At 38.3% G+C, this 18,130-nt stretch carries 19 protein-coding genes; 9 read left to right on the forward strand and 10 right to left on the reverse strand.

The features are described from left to right. The first annotated feature begins 1 nt into the window (after position 1). Positions 2-1,324, forward strand: a complete 1,323-nt coding sequence (gene hslU, locus UMU13_RS09025; protein ID WP_328218558.1) for an ATP-dependent protease ATPase subunit HslU — start codon at positions 2-4, stop codon at positions 1,322-1,324. Between the two features lie 204 nt (positions 1,325-1,528). Here hslU and UMU13_RS09030 read toward each other — a convergent pair whose 3' ends face one another. Beyond that, positions 1,529-2,950, reverse strand: coding sequence for a HEAT repeat domain-containing protein (locus UMU13_RS09030; RefSeq protein ID WP_328218559.1), 1,422 nt, complete (start codon positions 2,948-2,950; stop codon positions 1,529-1,531). 3 nt (positions 2,951-2,953) lie between these two features. Continuing rightward, complete coding sequence (locus tag UMU13_RS09035) at positions 2,954-3,250, reverse strand: STAS domain-containing protein (protein ID WP_328218560.1); 297 nt, start codon at positions 3,248-3,250, stop codon at positions 2,954-2,956. Between the two features lie 682 nt (positions 3,251-3,932). Between UMU13_RS09035 and UMU13_RS09040 the strand changes: the two genes are divergently transcribed. Continuing rightward, a complete protein-coding gene (locus UMU13_RS09040; RefSeq protein WP_328218561.1) occupies positions 3,933-4,520 on the forward strand; it encodes a DJ-1/PfpI family protein in 588 nt (195 codons plus the stop codon). 155 nt (positions 4,521-4,675) lie between these two features. Then, the gene (locus UMU13_RS09045) at positions 4,676-4,918 is read left to right on the forward strand and encodes a hypothetical protein (RefSeq protein WP_328218562.1); all 243 of its coding nucleotides are present in this window, start codon (positions 4,676-4,678) and stop codon (positions 4,916-4,918) included. Between the two features lie 20 nt (positions 4,919-4,938). Here UMU13_RS09045 and UMU13_RS09050 read toward each other — a convergent pair whose 3' ends face one another. Then, complete coding sequence (locus UMU13_RS09050; RefSeq protein ID WP_328218563.1) at positions 4,939-5,676, reverse strand: sulfite exporter TauE/SafE family protein; 738 nt, start codon at positions 5,674-5,676, stop codon at positions 4,939-4,941. A 115-nt stretch (positions 5,677-5,791) separates the two neighbouring features. Here UMU13_RS09050 and msrB point away from each other — a divergent pair, with 115 nt between their 5' ends. The 3 genes from msrB (at position 5,792) to amrA (ending at position 8,315) form a co-directional block, all read left to right on the forward strand. Continuing rightward, a complete protein-coding gene (msrB, locus tag UMU13_RS09055; RefSeq protein WP_328218621.1) occupies positions 5,792-6,865 on the forward strand; it encodes a peptide-methionine (R)-S-oxide reductase MsrB in 1,074 nt (357 codons plus the stop codon). A gap of 14 nt (positions 6,866-6,879) precedes the next feature. Beyond that, complete coding sequence (locus UMU13_RS09060) at positions 6,880-7,269, forward strand: pyridoxamine 5'-phosphate oxidase family protein (protein ID WP_328218564.1); 390 nt, start codon at positions 6,880-6,882, stop codon at positions 7,267-7,269. 479 nt (positions 7,270-7,748) lie between these two features. Continuing rightward, on the forward strand, positions 7,749-8,315 hold the full coding sequence (amrA, locus tag UMU13_RS09065; RefSeq protein WP_328218565.1) for an AmmeMemoRadiSam system protein A: 567 nt from the start codon (positions 7,749-7,751) through the stop codon (positions 8,313-8,315). Between the two features lie 21 nt (positions 8,316-8,336). Here the strand turns inward: amrA and UMU13_RS09070 are convergent, their stop codons facing one another. Together UMU13_RS09070 and UMU13_RS09075 are read right to left on the reverse strand one after the other, a co-directional pair. Continuing rightward, positions 8,337-8,753 carry a hypothetical protein gene (locus UMU13_RS09070; RefSeq protein WP_328218566.1) on the reverse strand — a complete coding sequence of 139 codons (417 nt, stop codon included), beginning with the start codon at positions 8,751-8,753 and terminating at the stop codon, positions 8,337-8,339. Next, complete coding sequence (locus tag UMU13_RS09075; RefSeq protein WP_328218567.1) at positions 8,750-10,048, reverse strand: 4Fe-4S binding protein; 1,299 nt, start codon at positions 10,046-10,048, stop codon at positions 8,750-8,752. Before UMU13_RS09075 ends, UMU13_RS09070 begins: the two co-directional genes overlap by 4 nt. Before the next feature lie 95 nt (positions 10,049-10,143). Here UMU13_RS09075 and UMU13_RS09080 point away from each other — a divergent pair, with 95 nt between their 5' ends. Continuing rightward, on the forward strand, positions 10,144-11,310 hold the full coding sequence (locus UMU13_RS09080) for an aspartate aminotransferase family protein (protein WP_328218569.1): 1,167 nt from the start codon (positions 10,144-10,146) through the stop codon (positions 11,308-11,310). Continuing rightward, the gene (gene argF, locus UMU13_RS09085) at positions 11,311-12,225 is read left to right on the forward strand and encodes an ornithine carbamoyltransferase (protein ID WP_328218570.1); all 915 of its coding nucleotides are present in this window, start codon (positions 11,311-11,313) and stop codon (positions 12,223-12,225) included. On the opposite strand, the gene UMU13_RS09090 is transcribed toward argF, so the two are convergent. From UMU13_RS09090 to UMU13_RS09110, 5 genes are read right to left on the reverse strand one after another with little or no spacing between them, the layout of a single operon-like run. Continuing rightward, complete coding sequence (locus tag UMU13_RS09090; protein ID WP_328218571.1) at positions 12,222-12,815, reverse strand: D-glycero-alpha-D-manno-heptose-1,7-bisphosphate 7-phosphatase; 594 nt, start codon at positions 12,813-12,815, stop codon at positions 12,222-12,224. The genes argF and UMU13_RS09090 overlap by 4 nt on opposite strands. Beyond that, positions 12,781-13,668: a lysophospholipid acyltransferase family protein gene (locus UMU13_RS09095; RefSeq protein ID WP_328218572.1), complete on the reverse strand. Its 888-nt coding sequence runs from the start codon at positions 13,666-13,668 to the stop codon at positions 12,781-12,783. Before UMU13_RS09095 ends, UMU13_RS09090 begins: the two co-directional genes overlap by 35 nt. After that, positions 13,640-14,887 (reverse strand): 3-deoxy-D-manno-octulosonic acid transferase, encoded by a 1,248-nt coding sequence (locus UMU13_RS09100; protein ID WP_328218574.1) that lies wholly within the window; start codon positions 14,885-14,887, stop codon positions 13,640-13,642. Before UMU13_RS09100 ends, UMU13_RS09095 begins: the two co-directional genes overlap by 29 nt. Beyond that, complete coding sequence (locus UMU13_RS09105; protein ID WP_328218575.1) at positions 14,862-15,494, reverse strand: lysophospholipid acyltransferase family protein; 633 nt, start codon at positions 15,492-15,494, stop codon at positions 14,862-14,864. Before UMU13_RS09105 ends, UMU13_RS09100 begins: the two co-directional genes overlap by 26 nt. A 2-nt stretch (positions 15,495-15,496) precedes the next feature. Then, entirely contained in the window at positions 15,497-16,594 is a 1,098-nt protein-coding gene (locus tag UMU13_RS09110) for a DegT/DnrJ/EryC1/StrS family aminotransferase (RefSeq protein WP_328218576.1), read from the reverse strand. A 189-nt stretch (positions 16,595-16,783) separates the two neighbouring features. Between UMU13_RS09110 and UMU13_RS09115 the strand changes: the two genes are divergently transcribed. Beyond that, a complete protein-coding gene (locus UMU13_RS09115; RefSeq protein ID WP_328218577.1) occupies positions 16,784-18,076 on the forward strand; it encodes an MFS transporter in 1,293 nt (430 codons plus the stop codon). The last annotated feature ends 54 nt before the right edge of the window (positions 18,077-18,130 follow it).

An 18,130-nucleotide genomic window follows, 5' to 3' on the forward strand; every position in this document is an offset into this window, starting at 1 on the left:
TGTGGAAAATATTACACCGAGGGAAATTGTTGACATTTTGAATAAATATATTGTGGGGCAGGCCAATGCCAAAAAGGCCGTTTCCATTGCCCTGAGGAACAGGTGGAGACGTCTTCAGCTGTCAAAAAATCTGCAGGATGAAATTGCCCCCAAAAATATTATTATGATAGGCCCCACAGGGGTAGGTAAGACTGAAATTGCAAGACGTTTGGCAAAACTTACCAAGTCGCCATTTATTAAAGTAGAGGCCAGTAAATTTACCGAAGTGGGTTATGTGGGAAGAGATGTAGAGTCTATGATCAGAGATCTTGTGGAGATTGCTATCAGTATGGTTAAGGCTGAGAAAAGGGAATATGTGCTTGATAAAGCAGAAATTAATACCGAAGACAGGCTGCTGGATTTATTGCTGCCCAAACCGAAAGGCTATGCAGACACTGAAGACGACTCTGAAACTCGTGAAAAGTTTCGTAAGCTGCTGAGGGACGGAAAACTTGATGAGAGAAGTGTGGAAATTGAAGTGGATGAAGCAGGCCCACAAGTGGAGGTTCTGACCAACACCGGAATGGAAGATTTGGGGATGAATCTGCAGGATATGTTTAAAAATATGTTTCCTTCAAAGAAAAAAAGAAGAAAGGTTAAGATAAAAGAAGCAAGGAATATAATCCTGCAGCAGGAAGTTAATCGTCTTATCGATATGGATGAGGTGAAAAGTGATGCCTTAAAACGGGTGGAGCAGTCCGGCATTATATTTCTCGATGAGATTGACAAAGTTTCCTCCGGAGCTTCAGGGTATAAAGGAGGCGATGTTTCCCGCGAAGGCGTCCAGAGGGATCTTTTGCCGATAATAGAAGGTTCCACAGTAATGACGAAATATGGTATGGTGAAAACGGATCACATACTTTTTATAGCTGCCGGTGCTTTCCATATTTCAAAACCTTCGGATCTGGTGCCCGAATTGCAGGGGAGATTTCCTATTCGAGTTGAGCTGGATTCACTGTCAAAATCTGATTTTGTAAAAATACTCAAAGAGCCTGAAAATGCTCTTACAAAACAGTACCAAGCCCTGATGGGGGCAGATAATGTGGAAGTGGTATTTTGTGATGACGGTATAGAAAGGCTTGCGGAAATCGCCACGGAGGTTAACAAGACAAATGAAAATATAGGGGCGAGAAGACTTCATACGATACTGGAAAGACTGCTTGAAGATATTTCTTTTGAAGCCCCGGATGTTAAAGACAGCAAAATTGAGATCAATGCTGAGTACGTTGACTCCAAGCTGGAAGATGTTGTCCGTGACCAGGATCTTAGTAAATATATCTTATAAATTCAAAAAGAGAGAAGCTTTATGTTAGTGAAACGGGGAGGTTGTGAGTTAGGGAAATAGAGAGGTAGTAAGTTGGAGAAATTGTGAAATAGGAATTTGTTTGTTCTTTCTTAGCACTTAACACTTAGTCCTTAGCACTGCTCATCACTCATCACTGATTACGCATCACGGGCTTTTTGTGTGTTTGCTGGATTATTCAATGGTTTACAGTTTTTCTATAGCGTTCAGGATTTTTTCTTTAATTTTTTCGCTTGTTTCCTTCTCACATATTTTTTCCAGAAACCTTCTGTAACCGGAAGGTTTCTCCTCAGTCAGTATCTCGACAGCTTTCAGCCGGACTTCAGGGCTTTCGTCATTTAACAGCACTTCTTTAGCAGCGGGAACAGCTCTGTTTTTGTTAAGCTTGGAGAGTGACACCAAAGCTTCTCTGCGGATATCCGCATCTTCATTTCCAAGAAGATCAAAGAGAAAATCGGAACAGTCCACACCAATATTACCCACAGCCTGAATTATTGCTATTTTGACATTTTCCGATGCATTTTCGTAAGCATTAACGAGAAAATTGGTGCATGATTCATTGTCACAGAGGCCGCCTACAGCTTTGGTTGCATAATAAGCAAACCATCCGTTTTCTTTTTGTATTATTGACAGGATTTCACCAATTTTATCCTTGGCTTTGATTCTGATAAGAGCATGGGCTGCTTCTTCTCTGACCTTTAAAGACGCATCCCTTAACAGTCCTAATAGAATGTCAGCTGTTTCCGGATAGCTGTATAAGGAGATGGCTTTAACAATGGTTGTTTTGATGAATTCGTTGGTTCCGTTTGTCAGCATGTCTTTGAGATATATATAGCTGTTATCATCATTGATAAGACTTAATGCCCTAATGGTGATTCGCTTTAGCCGGTCATCCGGGTCTGTCAGGTATTCTTTAAGGCGCGCAGCATCATTTTCATCACTTAGCAAAGCTATAGTCGCTGCAGCAGCCTCTGCCACATCTATAAAAGGGCTCTTCAGAAATGAGTATATTTTATCCTTCGATGCCTCATCATGCAGCCAGCCGAGAGCCAAAATTGCAGCTTTGTTTACATTGCCGACATCATCGTCGAGATTTTCTCGTATTGTTGTTAGCAGACTTCTGTCAAAAGCTTTCCCTACGGTTAATATGGCATACTCTTTGAGGATTGGATCAGTGTTATACAAAAGCTCTGTCATCTTTTGCTTAAGGCTGTCATTGTAATTTTCAGCTATGTAATCAGAGGCTGCGTCACAGTTTTCGGGATCCAGAAAAAAATCAGTTAGTTCATCAACTGAGTAGGAAGAAAAATCTTTTTCGATATCGATAAAATTTATTAAATTACTTATTTCCATTAGCTGCATTACAGCTTCATGAACGTTTGTCAGTATGAGGCTGGCATTTTTTCTGCTGAGTTCTTTTTTTAGATCAATGATTTTTGAGACAACATTACTCTGTATGTACGAGCAGTTTCTTAAATCAAGCTTTACAAGGGTTGTTTCTTCGAAAATCTCCAACTCATTCTTCATTTTTTCAATATCATTTACTGAAAGGGTTTCAGACATCATAATTTTTACAATACCGTTTTCTCTGATAACTCTGTATGACATTTTTTACTCCGAAGACTTGCTGGTGTTATACATTTTAAAAAGATTGCTGAGGTTTGTAAAAGTCATTATTTCCATTATTTCAGGTTTTATTTCGCACAGCCAAAGTTCCCTTTTTCGCTTTTTACTGTACTCCAGCAATCCAATAAGGGTGTTCAGGCCTTCCTTGTCAAGGTAAATGACATTTTTGAAAGAAATAAAGGTGACTTTGTTTTTCTCTATTGAATACATTATTTTTTCTTTCAATTCTGATGAACTGTCTTTATTCAGCTTTTCGTCCGGATAAACTGTATTATGATTCATTTTTGATACTCCTTCAAGGCTAACGAAGAAAGATTTATATCAGAAAAAAGCTTTTTGTACAAATTTAATTTTATTTGGCACCCTCCCTTTTTTTAGAAAGATATATCAATATTGGGATTTTCACTCATATTCGAGATCGAAACTCGTAACTACTGCCAGTAACCGCCTAATAGCACCAGCCGTAAGGCTGGTAAATATGTTGTATACACAAATTTATCGGTCTTTGACCGATGCCAGTGGAACACATCCCCCTCCTCTCATAATTGTTTTTATTTGCAAATATTTATCCACTTTACATTCCAACACAGGGTGTGACCGCTAACCGGCAGTACGTTTCTCTAGCACCAGCCTTTCAGGCTGGTAAATATGTGGAACACATTCGACATCGGCTGCTTCATTTGTGCAAATTACATTGAAATCAGTGTCATGTTAGCTAAGTATATGTAAAACAATACTTTTATATAATTTTTGGTGTGATGCCAGCTATATAACGTATTGCCAAATATTATAAATACAAAATTGTGGGAGGACGCTAATAATTTTAATCAAGTGAATTTCTTTTTTGCAATAAGTTGAAGTTTTGGTGAGAGAAGGCTTAGAGGCTTTGTGTGTAATTTTTTGTTGATTAAGATTTTTGAATTTTTAAATTGATAATTATGAGTCTTAAAATGTGGAGGTAAATATGGCTGCAAAGAAAATTTTGATGTTGGTTGGTGATTTTGTCGAGGATTATGAAGCTATGTCACCATTTCAGATTCTGATTACAGCAGGTCACGAAGTGGATACCGTATGTCCGGGAAAGAAAGAGGGTGATGTTGTAAAAACGGCAATTCACGATTTTGAAGGAGATCAGACGTATACGGAAAAGAGAGGTCATAATTTTATGATTACCTCAGATTTTGAGAATATAAAAGCGGATAATTATGACGCTTTGGTTGTCCCCGGCGGCAGAGCTCCGGAGTATCTGCGGCTAAACGAGGATGTGCTGAAACTTGTAAGAGAGTTTAACTCGGCGGATAAACCTATCGCGTCCATCTGCCACGGTCAGCAGATATTATCAGCTGCGGGTATTCTTGAAGGTAAAAGCTGTACAGCTTATCCTGCCGTAAAACCGGAAGTTGAAAAAAGCGGCGGAAAATGGGTGGCTGCCAATGAGACTTTCTCCAACGCGGTAGTGGATGGAAAACTTGTCACAGCTCCTGCATGGCCTGCACATCCTGAATGGATGAGAAAATTTCTGGAGGTTTTGGGTACAACTATTGATACCTGATTATCTGTTTACGTAAACTTAAAAGCAGATGGAGGGGTGAGCACCTCTTCTGCCTGCTTTTCAAGCAATACCCGGAATGTTTTTGTTTGTCAGTTGCAAATACCGTTGAATTATCTCCCTAATATTGTTATATATAATTAAAAAAGGAGGGATTGATGATAAAACTGGAACTTTTTTATAACAGCGAAGTGGATAATGAGACGGAAAATCTGGCTCAAAAGTTAAAGGAAAAATTTGCAGATAAAGTTGATATTTTGCTTAGAGATACAACAAAAGACCAAATTCCCGAAAGTTACGGAATAATCAATCCGCCCGCGGCGGTGCTTGACGGCAGACAGAAGATAAAAATTGAAGGCCACGAAGAATTTGAAAAGCTTATTATGAAGGCTATTTTTTAACAGTCTGACAAACAGGACTATCAGAAAAAAATCAGTTTTATTGCAAAAATTAAAACACAGATTACGACAAACCATCTGATAAAATTGTTTCCTTTTAATACTGTTACCTTTGTACCGGCTAACGCACCTATAACGTTGCCGATGCTTAAAATCAGTCCTAAATAGAGATTAACTTTGCCCTGGATAAAAAATATGGCAAGGGCAAAGATGGTAAAAATCAATATAACGAATGTCTTTACGGCATTACCTGATACAAGATCGTAACCGGTAACGATTATTGCGGCTAAAATAAGAAATCCGACACCCGCCTGTATAAATCCCCCGTAAATACCTACAAAGAAAAAAGCGATTATGCTGAATACCCATTTGCCTCGGGATAGCGAAATATCCTTTTGTTTCAATTTTCCCACAGGATTAAATAGGGTGATGAGTGTAATGGCCACCATAAAAAAAACCAGATAGTTTTTGAATGCTTCATCACTTATAATTGTGGCCAGATAGCTGCCTATTATGCTTCCAGCTATTGCCGGGATTGAAACAATAAGTGCGAATTTTGCTGGAAAAACGCCGTACTGCTTAAACTTGACAGCCCCTATAAGGCTCTGCAAAAAGATGCCCAGTCTGTTGGTCCCGTTGGCAACAGTGGGAGGAAGTCCCATAAATATCAGTATGGGAATAGTGAGAAATGAGCCGCCTCCGGCCAATATATTTACAAAACCGGAAATTATTCCTATTAAAAATAGCACTATTTCAAGCATATGAGATAGTATCAAAAATAATTATTTTTTTCATTAAAAAGATTCATAAACCACTTTAAATTTGTGTTTTTATCATTATTTTAATTTCAGGTTATTTGTGAGGTGCGTTGTGAAAATGATATTTATACCACTTTCTGAATTTATACAGGCAAAATTTTCGTTAGTTTCGGAAGAAGGAGGCAATTGTTACGAAAAAGCGACTTTTGCCGGCGGGTGCTTTTGGTGCATGGAGGCGCTTTTCAAACAGGTTGATGGAGTAAAAAATGTTATCTCCGGTTATACCGGAGGAAAGACTGAAAATCCAACATATGAAGAGGTCTGTACTGGAAAAACCGGTCATTTTGAAGCTGTGCAGATTGTCTATAACCCTTCGGAAATTTCCTATGAAAAACTTCTCGAAATTTTCTGGAAAAATATAGACCCCACAGATCCTGCAGGCCAGTTTGCTGATAAGGGCAGTCAGTATAAAACTGCAGTTTTTTACCATAGTGAGAATCAAAAAGAAGCAGCTATAAAATACAGAGAAATTCTGGATGAAAGCGAAAAGTTCAGCAACCCTGTTGTTACAGAGATTCTCCCTGCATCAGTATTTTGCAAAGCAGAGGAATACCACCAGGATTATTTCAGAAAAAAAGTTAATCAATATAAATTTTACAGGGCGGCCTCAGGCAGGGATGAATTTTTAAACAGACTATGGCGTGGTAAAGAAAACATCTTTGACGAAAGACATAAAAATTACAGTAAACCTACAGATAGTGAACTTAGAAAGAAATTGACCAGAACTCAGTATGCTGTTACCCAGAAGAATGCTACAGAAAAGCCTTTTGAAAATGAGTACTGGAACAATAAAGAAGAGGGTATTTATGTTGATGTTGTGTCAGGTGAGCCGCTTTTCAGCTCCACAGATAAGTTTAATTCGGGAACAGGCTGGCCGAGTTTTACACGACCTATTTCCGGTGAATTTATTGTGACAAAGGAAGATAAAAGCTTTCTGATGAAAAGAACAGAGGTTAGAAGCAGATATGCAGATTCACACCTGGGTCATCTGTTCCAAGACGGGCCGGAGCCAACGGGTCTGAGGTATTGTATCAATTCCGCATCATTAAAATTTGTACCGAAATCACGGATGCAGGAAGAAGGGTACGATAAATACTTGTATCTTTTTGAAAATAATAGAAAATCAATTTAAATGCGAGGTGGCTTATGAAACTGGAACAATATTTTGAAAATGGTAAAGGAATGGGAGTTCTGGCTACTGCAGACAGATCAGGACAAGTTAACACAGCTTTGTATGCAAGACCTCATATAGAAAATGGCAATGCTGTCTTTGTTATGAGGGAAAGGAAAACATACGCGAATATCAATGAGAATGCCAGTGCGAACTATTTGTATGTTTCAGATGATGATAAGTTTGACGGAATCAGGATGTACATGACATTTTTGGAAGATAGTGCAGATCCTGCCGATGTGGATAAATACAGGCGGAGAAATTCGCCAGTGGAAAAAACTCTTAATGAAGAGAGACTTCATCTTGTGACATTTAAGATTGATAAAATATTATCACTTATCGGAGATCGTGAAATTGAATTTTGATATTTAATCCTTTAAAACAGATATATAGAAGATTATTGGATAATGTCTTCTCTATATTTTTGAAAAGCTGGGCATTATCGGCGAAAAGTCAGGTTGCGAAATGGGGAGATGGTAAAGTGGAAGATAAGGTGCTTAACATTATTCTCCCCGTATTATGAATGTGTATACAGAAAGTTAATGATAATTCGGTATTTCATGTACTGAATTATTGTTCATTGAGTATGCTTAGAATTTAGTCAACATGAATGCAGCATTTTGTCATAAATGTTTTTTGTAGTTTTGCAGCTGTTTTTCAACAACTTAGTAACAAAAAATTGTTGATTTTCCTGTTGGTTTTTGTAAATTACTACAATAGAAAGTGTTTTTCCTAACATATTGATGTGACGTGTACTTTTTTGACTTAGGTTGTAACTTGCCTTTAGGCAAGGGTTTCATAAGGATGTTTTTTAAACAAATTTTCAACATGTAAGGGAGGTAAAATGAGTTTTAAATTATCCGAAAAAGCCCGTAAGTTTTTAGTAAGAACGGCTCGGGAGGCAATCACCTCTGAATTTAATAAAAATAAGTTAATAATTAATAAACAGGATATTCCCGGGGAACTTGATTTTAACAGCGGTTGTTTTGTTACCCTTCACAAGAACGGAAAACTCCGGGGGTGCATCGGCAATTTCAGAGAAGACAAAAATATTGTGGAAAATGTGGCGGAAATGGCTGTTCAGTCAGCTTTTAAAGATATGCGTTTCCCCCCTCTCGCTGAAAATGAGCTTTCCCATGTTGAAATCGAAATCTCCGTTTTAAGCCCTATGGTTCCTGTAAGCCGTTTTGATGAAATAAAAATCGGGCGGGATGGACTGTATATTTCAAAAGGGATTTTCAGCGGTGTTTTGCTGCCACAGGTTGCATCAGAATACGGATGGAATGTAGAAGAATTTTTGAAAAATACCTGCCGAAAAGCCGGGCTTCCTGTTGATGCCTATAAAGCTGCAGATACAAAGGTTTACAGATTCGAGGCACTTGTTTTCTCCGAACAGGATTTGAAGGAATGATGTTTATTCTGCGGTGATATTCTAAGATGAGAATTTTCTGAAATAGGCCAGTTCTTTTTCCAGGTTCTCTTCCAGAAGACAGCCGGATATATATGCAGGGGAAATATCTTCGATAAATGGGAAAAGCCTTCCGGTAACAGCCCAGTAGTGCAAGCCTGATGGTGAATATTTGACGTTTAGTTTGTTTGGGGAAATCACTTTCTTCTCAGCGTCTGAACTTGTTAACAGATTATCAAAGTCTACAAAAATATATTTGAATGTGTTTTTCTGACTGCCGATAATATTTATCGTTAGTTTTAACGGAGCAAAATAATTTTCAGGTATGCCGGAATGGGTGTGTACAAAATAATCCGATTCGGCAAAAGTTTTTAAAAGCAGTCTGGATGTTTTGTCAAAAATTTTTCTGTGTATCCCGAACATTTTAATACAGTAGTTCATTTTACAGCTCCGTAAGGACACACGTTTTTGCACAATCCGCATCCTGTGCAGAGATCATTATTTATCAAAATTATGTCATCGCTTCTGAAAAGTGCCGGGCAGAAAGATTGTTCAATGCATTCTGGGGGCTCATTTTTTTTAAGGCACTTGCATTTTTTAGGGTTGATGGTCATTTTGCCGTATTTTCTGATATTATTACAGCTGTAAGGTAATGTAACACCAGTTTTTTGGAGTTTATGGAGTTTTATTTCGGGATAAAATTCCACAGCTGTATCAGTATCTTTAAGCAGAATTATTTCAATATTGCTTTTAATGTTAAATAAAGGATATTTGAAATTACTGATATTTCCTATAAAGAGCATCTTGCTTTTGATGTTACGGGCCAATCCAATTGTAAAATCAGCCTTTCTTATTTCCACGCTCAGATACCTGTTCAGTGAAGGGCATTGAATGTCAGTAAGGACAAGATAGTCTTCAGTTTTGAGCCGTGAAAATATATAAGCAAAAGGGCAGCCGGGGCAAAGTATCGGTGCAAGTTCTTCCTCATATTTCTCCGGTAATGTCCGGTAGTTTAAAGTCAAAGGGTAAAAATGGAGGCAGAGTTTTTTGAAAAATCTTTCCTCGTTTTCGGAAATAAAAATTTCTGAGCATTTTTCGAGGGATTCCAGCTGTGGGGATTTTATATGAGGCACTATATAGTCAAAAAAAGTTCCCTGAACATCGTTTAATGAAATTATATCACCGGAAGAAAATTTGTTGTCAAAAGAAGCTGACAGGAGTGCTTCAGCAATATTCAGATTTTCCAGAAAATTGTCAGTAGAAATTTTTCTGCTCAGACCTTTTTTGTCTATGGCAGGGGCCATTCGTTCACTATCAAATTCGAAGTCATCGATTTCGCAATAGTTAAAAAGAACGGATTCACTTATTACGAGGATAACAGGGAGCCCGGATTCTTCTGAAACCCTGATTGCGGTAGTAAGCTTATTTTTAAGAGAAATAATATCTTTACAGAAAATTACCGGAACACAAAGGTTTTCAGGCAGACTGGTGGTTATGAGGATGCATTCGCTTTTAATAAAATTATGTAAATTAAAATAGACCGGTGAGTGAAAAAAACCAATACTTTTGTTGCCTGATGTGGCAGCACCCAAAAGATAGTCAATACCTTCAGAAGCTGAAAGCCTTAAGTCATACTCCGGGAAAAATATGGGGAAATTAATTTCAGCAAAACCTGTACTGAAACCGGCCTGTTCGATAAACTCTGTTATTATTTCAGAACTGTTTTTTGGCAGCATGATGATTTATATATAGAATAACACAAATTAACACAATATAAAAAATTGATTTTTAAAACAAAATATGTACAATAAAAGTTTAAACGGAGGTAAATATGGGCGGAATTATGAATACTTATAACAGAATGCCTGTAAGTTTTAACAGCGGTTCCGGATGTTATCTTTATGACGAAAAGGGTGAAAAATACATAGATTTTACTTCCGGTATTGCCGTAGTTAATCTGGGGCATGCCAATAAAGATATTTCAAAAGTTGTCTGTGATCAATCCTCAAGATTAATACATACTTCCAATCTGTTTGAAAACAAATTGCAGCAAAAAGTAGCGGAAAAGCTGTCCGAGCTTTCTTTCGGTGGGGATGTGTTTTTCTGTAATTCCGGTGCGGAAGCCAATGAGGCCGCTATAAAACTTGCCCGTATTTACGGAAACAAAAAATATGAAGGAATAAGATATAAGATTATTACGATGGAAGACTCCTTCCACGGCCGTTCTTATGCAACACTTTCCGCAACAGGACAGGATAAAGTCAAAGATGGTTTCAGACCTGTGGCTGATTTTTTTAAACATGTCCCTTTCGGGGATTTTGAGGCGATACGTACCCAGGCAGACAATGGTGATGTTGTTGCTGTGATGCTTGAGGTTATTCAGGGTGAAGGTGGTGTGAAAGTAGCCGGAAAGGGATTTTTGAAGCAGCTCAGGGATTATTGCGACAAGGAAGATATTCTGCTGATTTTTGATGAAGTTCAGACCGGCATGGGGAGGACAGGAAAGATGTTTGCATATGAGCATTGTGATATAAAACCTGATATTATGACCCTCGCAAAGGCCTTGGCAAACGGTGTGCCTATTGGTGCAACGGTCGCTTCTGAAAAGGTTTCTACTTATTTTAAGCCAGGTACCCATGCAACCACATTCGGTGGCAATTATCTCGCCTGTGCCGCTGCAAACAAAGTTCTGGATATTATGACGGAAGAGGGTTTTCTTGAGAAGGTCAGGCAAAACGGGGCTTATCTCCAAAAAGAACTTGAAAATCTGTTTGGAAAAAAGGCGGAAATAAGAGGAGAGGGGCTTATGGTTGGAGCGTCCCTGAAAGGTATGGAGGCGGCAGAGTTTATTAAAGCTGCGGCGGAAAATAAACTTTTGCTTGTCCCGGCAGGAGATAATACCGTCAGGTTTTATCCTCCCCTTAATACCGCAAAGGATGATCTGGATTACGGCCTTGGTTTGGCTGAGAAGACATTGAAAGATCTGTCGGAGGATTAGATGAAAGATTTTTTGACGTTAAAAGATTTTAGTTCTGAAGAATTATTTGATTTTATAAAGCTGGCAGATGAGATGAAAAACGGTGTTTATACAAAAAAGCCTTTGGCTGACAAGAAAATCGCTCTTATTTTTGAGAAATCTTCCACACGTACGAGGGTTTCTTTTGAAGTGGGTGTTTATGAATTAGGGGGTTACCCGTTATTTTTGAGCAAAGACGATATCCAGCTGGGGCGCGGGGAATCAATAAAAGATACAGCCCGGACACTGAGCAGATATGTGGACGGCATAATGATAAGAACTTTTGCGCATGCCAAGCTTGAAGAATTGGCAGAAAATGCATCTATCCCTGTTATAAACGGACTAACCGATGACTTGCATCCATGTCAGGTGATGGCAGATGTTCTTACGATATACGAAAAACTTGGGAAACTTAAAGGGGTAAAGGTTGCTTTTGTCGGCGACGGTAATAATATGGCTCATTCATGGGTTATCGGAGCGGCAAAGTTTGGTATGGATATTGTTGTAGCTTCTCCGAGAGGCTATGAATGTGACGAAAAATATATTAATGATGCGGTAAAAATTGCAGAGGGAAGCGGCTCCAATATTTCCCAGACCAATGATCCTTTTACTGCGGTGAAAGGTGCGGATGTTATATATACGGATGTATGGGCAAGTATGGGGCAGGAGAGTGAAGCAGGCAGCAGAAAGGAAAAATTTGCTGATTTCCAGGTAAATGGAAAACTTATGCAAAGTACGGGAAAGAACACTATTTTTATGCACTGCCTTCCGGCACATTTGGGAGAGGAAGTGACTGAGGATGTGTTCGAATCCGGTGCATCCGTTGTTTTTGATGAGGCGGAAAACAGACTGCATGCACAGAAAGCTATTATGGCAAAACTTATCGGGGAATCTTAAAAGGCATTCAGGTTAAGGTCTCTGATTATCCATAAAACTGCTGAAAGGAAATTATTTTCAATCTTCGAAGGCTTCGGGCTATTTTTGTCTTTGGACATTAATTCACCTTTGCCGTAACCGGTTTTTACCATAACCGTTCTGCATCCGAAATTGTTACCCATTTTAATGTCGCTGAATTTATCTCCTATGACGTACATCTTTTTTCTATCCACTTCTGGTGAGAATTCTTCCAAAGCTTTTTCCAACATTTTTGTTTTCGGTTTTCGGCAATCGCATTCAACGGCATATTCAGCCAGTTTTGAAGAAGGATGGTGAGGACAGTAATACAGTCCGTCAATAAAAGCCCCGTTCTTTTTCAGCATAGAGAACATCTTATTATGTACATCCTTTAAAAAACTTTCAGTAAAATAACCCCGTCCGATGCCCGCCTGATTTGTTATAACAACGGAGAGTATATTGAAATGGTTTAACAGGCGTATGGCCTGATATACAAAAGGATACAGCTGAAAGTTGTCTATATGATTTATATATCCGGCTTCTTTGTTCAGTGTTCCGTCACGATCGATAAATACTATCGGTCTTTTTGCCATCACTCTGCTCCAGTCTTTTAAATCTTTTATGCAGCATCAACCACTGATCCGGATATTTCTTTATGATATCTTCATATATTGTATTTATCTCTTTTGCAAACATTCTTACACGACTTTTAAGCTTTAATTTTGAGTCCGGGTAAACGGGAGGGTAACTGATCAGTTTTATTCTTCCTGACTCACGTATGCAGAAGCAGATTAGAGCTGGAATATTCTTCCGGATACAAATTGCAGGTATACCGGCATTAAAAGTGGTTCTCAAACCGAAAAAATCAACATAAATCGAATCTTTCTTCGTTGCGCTGTGATCCAGAAGTACCCCTATGGGGACGTTGTTTTCAAGGTACTCGTAAATATTGCCCGTGATATTCCTATGGTGCAGATATTCAACTTTGCCGGAACTTCTCAAGTCAGCCACCAGTGAGTCGACATACGGGTTTTTTATCCGTCTGCCGATTACGGCAATTCTCGTTTTGAACACCTTCGAGATGATAGGCGGAGCCAGTTCCCAACTTCCTATGTGTGCACTTACAAGCACAAATTTTTTATTTTTTCTGATGAATTCCCGAATATCCTTCTCATTATCTATTTCAACATTGTTCACAATAAACTGTTCGTTAATTTTTGGTGCAAAAAATATTTCCATAAAGGATGCGAAGTTATTTTTAAACACGCTTTTCTGTAATTTTTTATTTGATTTGCCCGTTGTAATCTCAAGATTCTTTGCCACCACACTGCGTCTGCTTCTGAGGATATAATATAAGAGCAGACCGATGATTCTGCCGTATTTGTTGAGTGTCTGCCAGTCTTTATTTTTCAAAAAATTACTGAGCAATCTTACTGCTGTTTTCATCCGGTATCTCTTTTAAAATCATTTTCATTTTATTTTTATTTGATTCATGTAATTTCTTAAAAAATGAATCAAAGCTGTCCGTTTTATCGTAATTATTTGTTATGTATTCGACCAAATCTTTTTCATTCTCAATGATTTTTATAACATCATATTCCCGGGCGATATCCATTATTTCCTGAAAATTTTGCATGTAAGGACCGGTTGATATATATTTTAGAAACTGAAGAGCTTCAAAAATATTATGCCCCCCTATATCGGTCAGGGACCCTCCTATAAAGATTTTATCTGTTATATAGTAAAGTTCTTCAAGCAAACCGAGCTTATCCACAACGATAACATCCGGAAAATATTCAGCTGTATCGAGGTCTGTTAGTTTGCCGCACCGGTAGCCGTATTCTTTAGCTTTGGCGCAAATAGAGTCAGCTCTGTTTATATGCCTGGGTGCTACAACGAGGTGATCCAGATTATTACACCGGCTGAATGCTTTAAATATAATATCCTCTTCACCAACGTGTGTGCTTGCCGCCAGAAAAATGCTCTTTTTTTGGAGAGCCTCAGAGGGTTGAGACAACTTTATTTCAACGGGCTGCATGAATTTTATATTGCCTGAATTTATAATATTATCCTTTTTTCCTGTAATTATTGAAAATTTTTCTAAATCGGCAGTGCTTTTTACAAAGATAGTCTGAAAACGTCTTAAGAGCGGCCTGAAAATAAAAGAAAACCTTTTGTATGTTTTAAAACTTTTATCGGAAATCCTGCCGTTGACCATACACAGTTTACATCTTGTATGCACGGAGTTTATGAGATTAGGCCAAAGTTCTGTATCCACAATAAAAAAAATTTTCGTGTTAAGTACATCGATTAAATATTTAATGGCAATGCTGTTTTCTACAGGCAGTAAAAACGCTTCATCAGGGCGCAGATACTTTTCTGCCACTGATTTACCGGTGGCAGTCATTGTAGAGCAAACAACAGAATAATCAGGGTATGCGTTTCTGATTTCATCCACAAGGGATTTAATACTCTTTACTTCTCCCACACTTGCACAGTGAAACCAAACGGATTTTTTATGTTCACTTTTCAGACGGATAAATCCGAAACGTTCGAAATACGAATCCTGTTCACCTTTTTTATACGCAAAAATATACCCCACAGGCAGCGCAAAAGGAATAGACAGGTAAATAAAAATATTATAAAAAATCTTTAGAATAAACACGCGTCAGCTCCAGCATTTCTTTTCTTAAAGTCTTTATCTCGCTGTTTATTGTTTCTCTGTCCATGGATTCAGCCACTTGAACATTTTTACCGAAATATATGTTGATTTTGGAAAACGGAGCGGGAAGGATGAAATTATCCCAGCTGCTAAACCTTTTGTACCATTTCACACTGCATACAACAGGGATGATTTCACCACGGGTTTTTTTTGCCAGATACATCACGCCGGGTTTTACTGAAAATTTCGGTCCCTTTGGTCCATCCACCGTAACAGCTGCATTAAATCCTTTTTCCATTAAATTGGCAGCGTTCATAAGAGCTTCACTTCCGCCTCTGGAGGAGGAACCCCTTACCGTTTTGTAACCAAGTTTTTTGAGAAAAAAATCAGCAATATCACCATCCTTGCTCTTTGATACAATGCCTACAGTTTGCGTATTTTTGTAGAATAAAACTGAAGGAAGAAGCTGACCGTGCCAAAAGGCAAAAACTTTTTTTTTATTATTATTAAATTCATCGGAAAGGTATACAGCATTGAATCTCAATGTCCATGAATAGATTCTGATGATATAAAAAAGTAGAGTAAACCCGATTTTACTGCCTAAGGACATTATTATTTTCCGGCTGCTAACTTTACTATTTCACTGATAACTGTGATTTCTTCATCTTCCAGATAAGGATTTACCGGCAGAGAAAGTACTTCTTCTGTAAGTTTTTCCGATACAGGGAAATCTCCCTCTTTATGATTAAGAGAAGCAAAGCTTTTTTGAAGATGCAGAGGAACCGGGTAATAGATGGCTGAGGCTATTTCGTGCTTTTGAAGTTCTGACATGATTTGATTTCTTTTTTCACTTCTGATAGTAAACTGGTGGTATACATGTTTTGATTTGTTCTCAACCTTCTGATATGAAACATTGTTTTGTATAATATCTTTGTATTTTTCTGCTCCAAGTATTCTGTCTTCATTAGCTTTGTCTATATATTTGATTTTAACATTCAAAATAGCCGCCTGAATGTCATCCAGTCTCGAATTGAAGCCTATTCTGTCATGGTAATATTTTTCGTAAGAACCGTGATTTCTCAAAGCCATTATATCGTTATAAATATTTTCATCGCTTGTTGAAATCAGGCCGCCGTCCCCGTAACATCCCAGATTTTTGCTGGGGAAAAAACTGAAACAACCGATGTCTCCGAGAGTTCCCGTTTGTTTATTGTTATAAGTTGCTCCGAAAGATTGTGCGCAGTCTTCTATAACAGCCAGATTGTATTTGTCTGCAATCTGTTTAATTTCATCCATTCTGCAAGGGTTACCGAAAAGGTGCACCGGAATAATTGCTTTTGTTTTTTCTGTGATGCTTTTTTCTATGAGTTCCGGATTTATGTTCATTGTTTCAGGCTCGATATCCACAAAAACAGGTTTTGCTCCGCAGTATACAATGGCTTCGGCTGTCGCAATAAAGGTAAAAGGCGTTGTGATTACCTCGTCATTCTCCTTTATTCCGGAAGCCTTTAATGCAAGATGAAGTGCATCAGTACCGCTTGCAACGCCGGCAGTATATTTGCAGCCGAGATAATCAGCTGCATTTCTTTCAAACTCTTTGACATTAGGTCCCAAAATAAACTTTGTTCCCCCTATACTTTTATCAACGGCTTTGCTTATTTCATCTCCTATATCTGCAAGTTCTCTTTTCAAATCCAGCATTGGTATCATATTTGCCTCCTGAGTTTAAACAAACAAAAATTATAATCAATGATATAATAAAAAGCAATAAGTCTTTGAAAAAATAACATTGTTAAGAGATTTAAACAATTCTTTCATTATTTATTTTAAGTTCACTTATTGCATTTTATCGGAGTACATATATTTTTAATTAAATGTTCATGGAGTTAGGAGGCGGTAATGGTGCCGGGAATTGCAAAACTTGAAAGTATAGGGAAAAAATATACTTCTGTACTGGCTGGTTTTATCGGGAATGTAATGGAGTGGTATGATTTTGCTCTTTATGGATATATGGCCAGTATCATTTCTCAGCAGTTTTTTCCCAGCAGTCATAATACAGCTTCCCTGCTTGCTACTTATGGGGTTTTTGCTGCCGGTTTTATTATGAGGCCTTTGGGGTCAGCTTTATTTGGCTGGTTTGGCGACACCTTCGGGCGAAGTAAAACGATGCTTATTTCTGTTTCCATGATGTCGCTGCCGACTTTTCTTTTGGGGTGTCTGCCCACCTTTGATACAGTAGGAATTCTGGCACCTATTTTACTTGTTTTGATAAGGCTGGTTCAAGGACTTTCAGTAGGCGGAGAATTTTCAAGCTCTGTGACATATCTGGTCGAAACAGCCCCAACAGGTAAAAGAGGGTTTACAGGCAGTTGGGCTAATACCGGCAGTATATTTGGAATGCTTTTGGGATCCGGTATTGCAGCATTACTTACTACAACTTTATCTTCTGAAGTAATTACCTCATGGGGTTGGAGAATACCTTTTCTTTTCGGTGGCGTTTTGGGAACTATCGCAATAATCCTACGGAAAGATTTGCCCAAGTCGAAGCATTTTGAAAAACATCACAAGCAAAGGTCGGAAACATCTCCATTGTTGGCTGCTTTTACGACAAACAGAAAAGAAATGATACAGGCTATTCTTTTTGCTTCCGCCTATGGTGTTTTGTTTTATATTCCGTTAGTATATTTACCCACTTGGTTACATGAAGAGCTTAATTTTCAATTGGACAGTGCAATGAGGATAAATACAGCAGCTACAGCATTTTTGATGATTCTTATTCCGTTCGCAGGCAAATTAAGTGACCATCTCATAAGAAGAACACATTTTATTTCTTTGGCAATGTTGATTTCTGCTGTCATTTCCTGGCCGGCATATTATTTCCTTCCTTCTGCAGGCTTTGCCGGTGTTGTATTGTTACAATTCATCTTTATAGTGATTGTGGCCGTACCTCTTGGCTCTGCCCCGGCAATGTTTGTAGAACTTTTTCCCAGTTGTGACAGACTTTCCGGGTACTCGGTCGCATACAATCTGGGGCTTGGTGTAGTTGGTGGATCTGCCCCTATGATTTCCACATGGCTGATAGAGGTTACCTCGCTTTCGACGGCTCCAGCGATATTTCTTGCTTTTGTTTCTTTGGTTGCCTTTGCGGTATCTTTATGGATTAAAGACGGCAGCAGGGAACCGCTTAAGTAAATTAGCATTTTTGATAACTTTTTTATGTGTTATAATTTTTCTGATTAGTTTTAA

This window comes from Flexistipes sp. (assembly GCF_036172515.1).
GTDB lineage: Bacteria > Chrysiogenota > Deferribacteres > Deferribacterales > Flexistipitaceae > Flexistipes.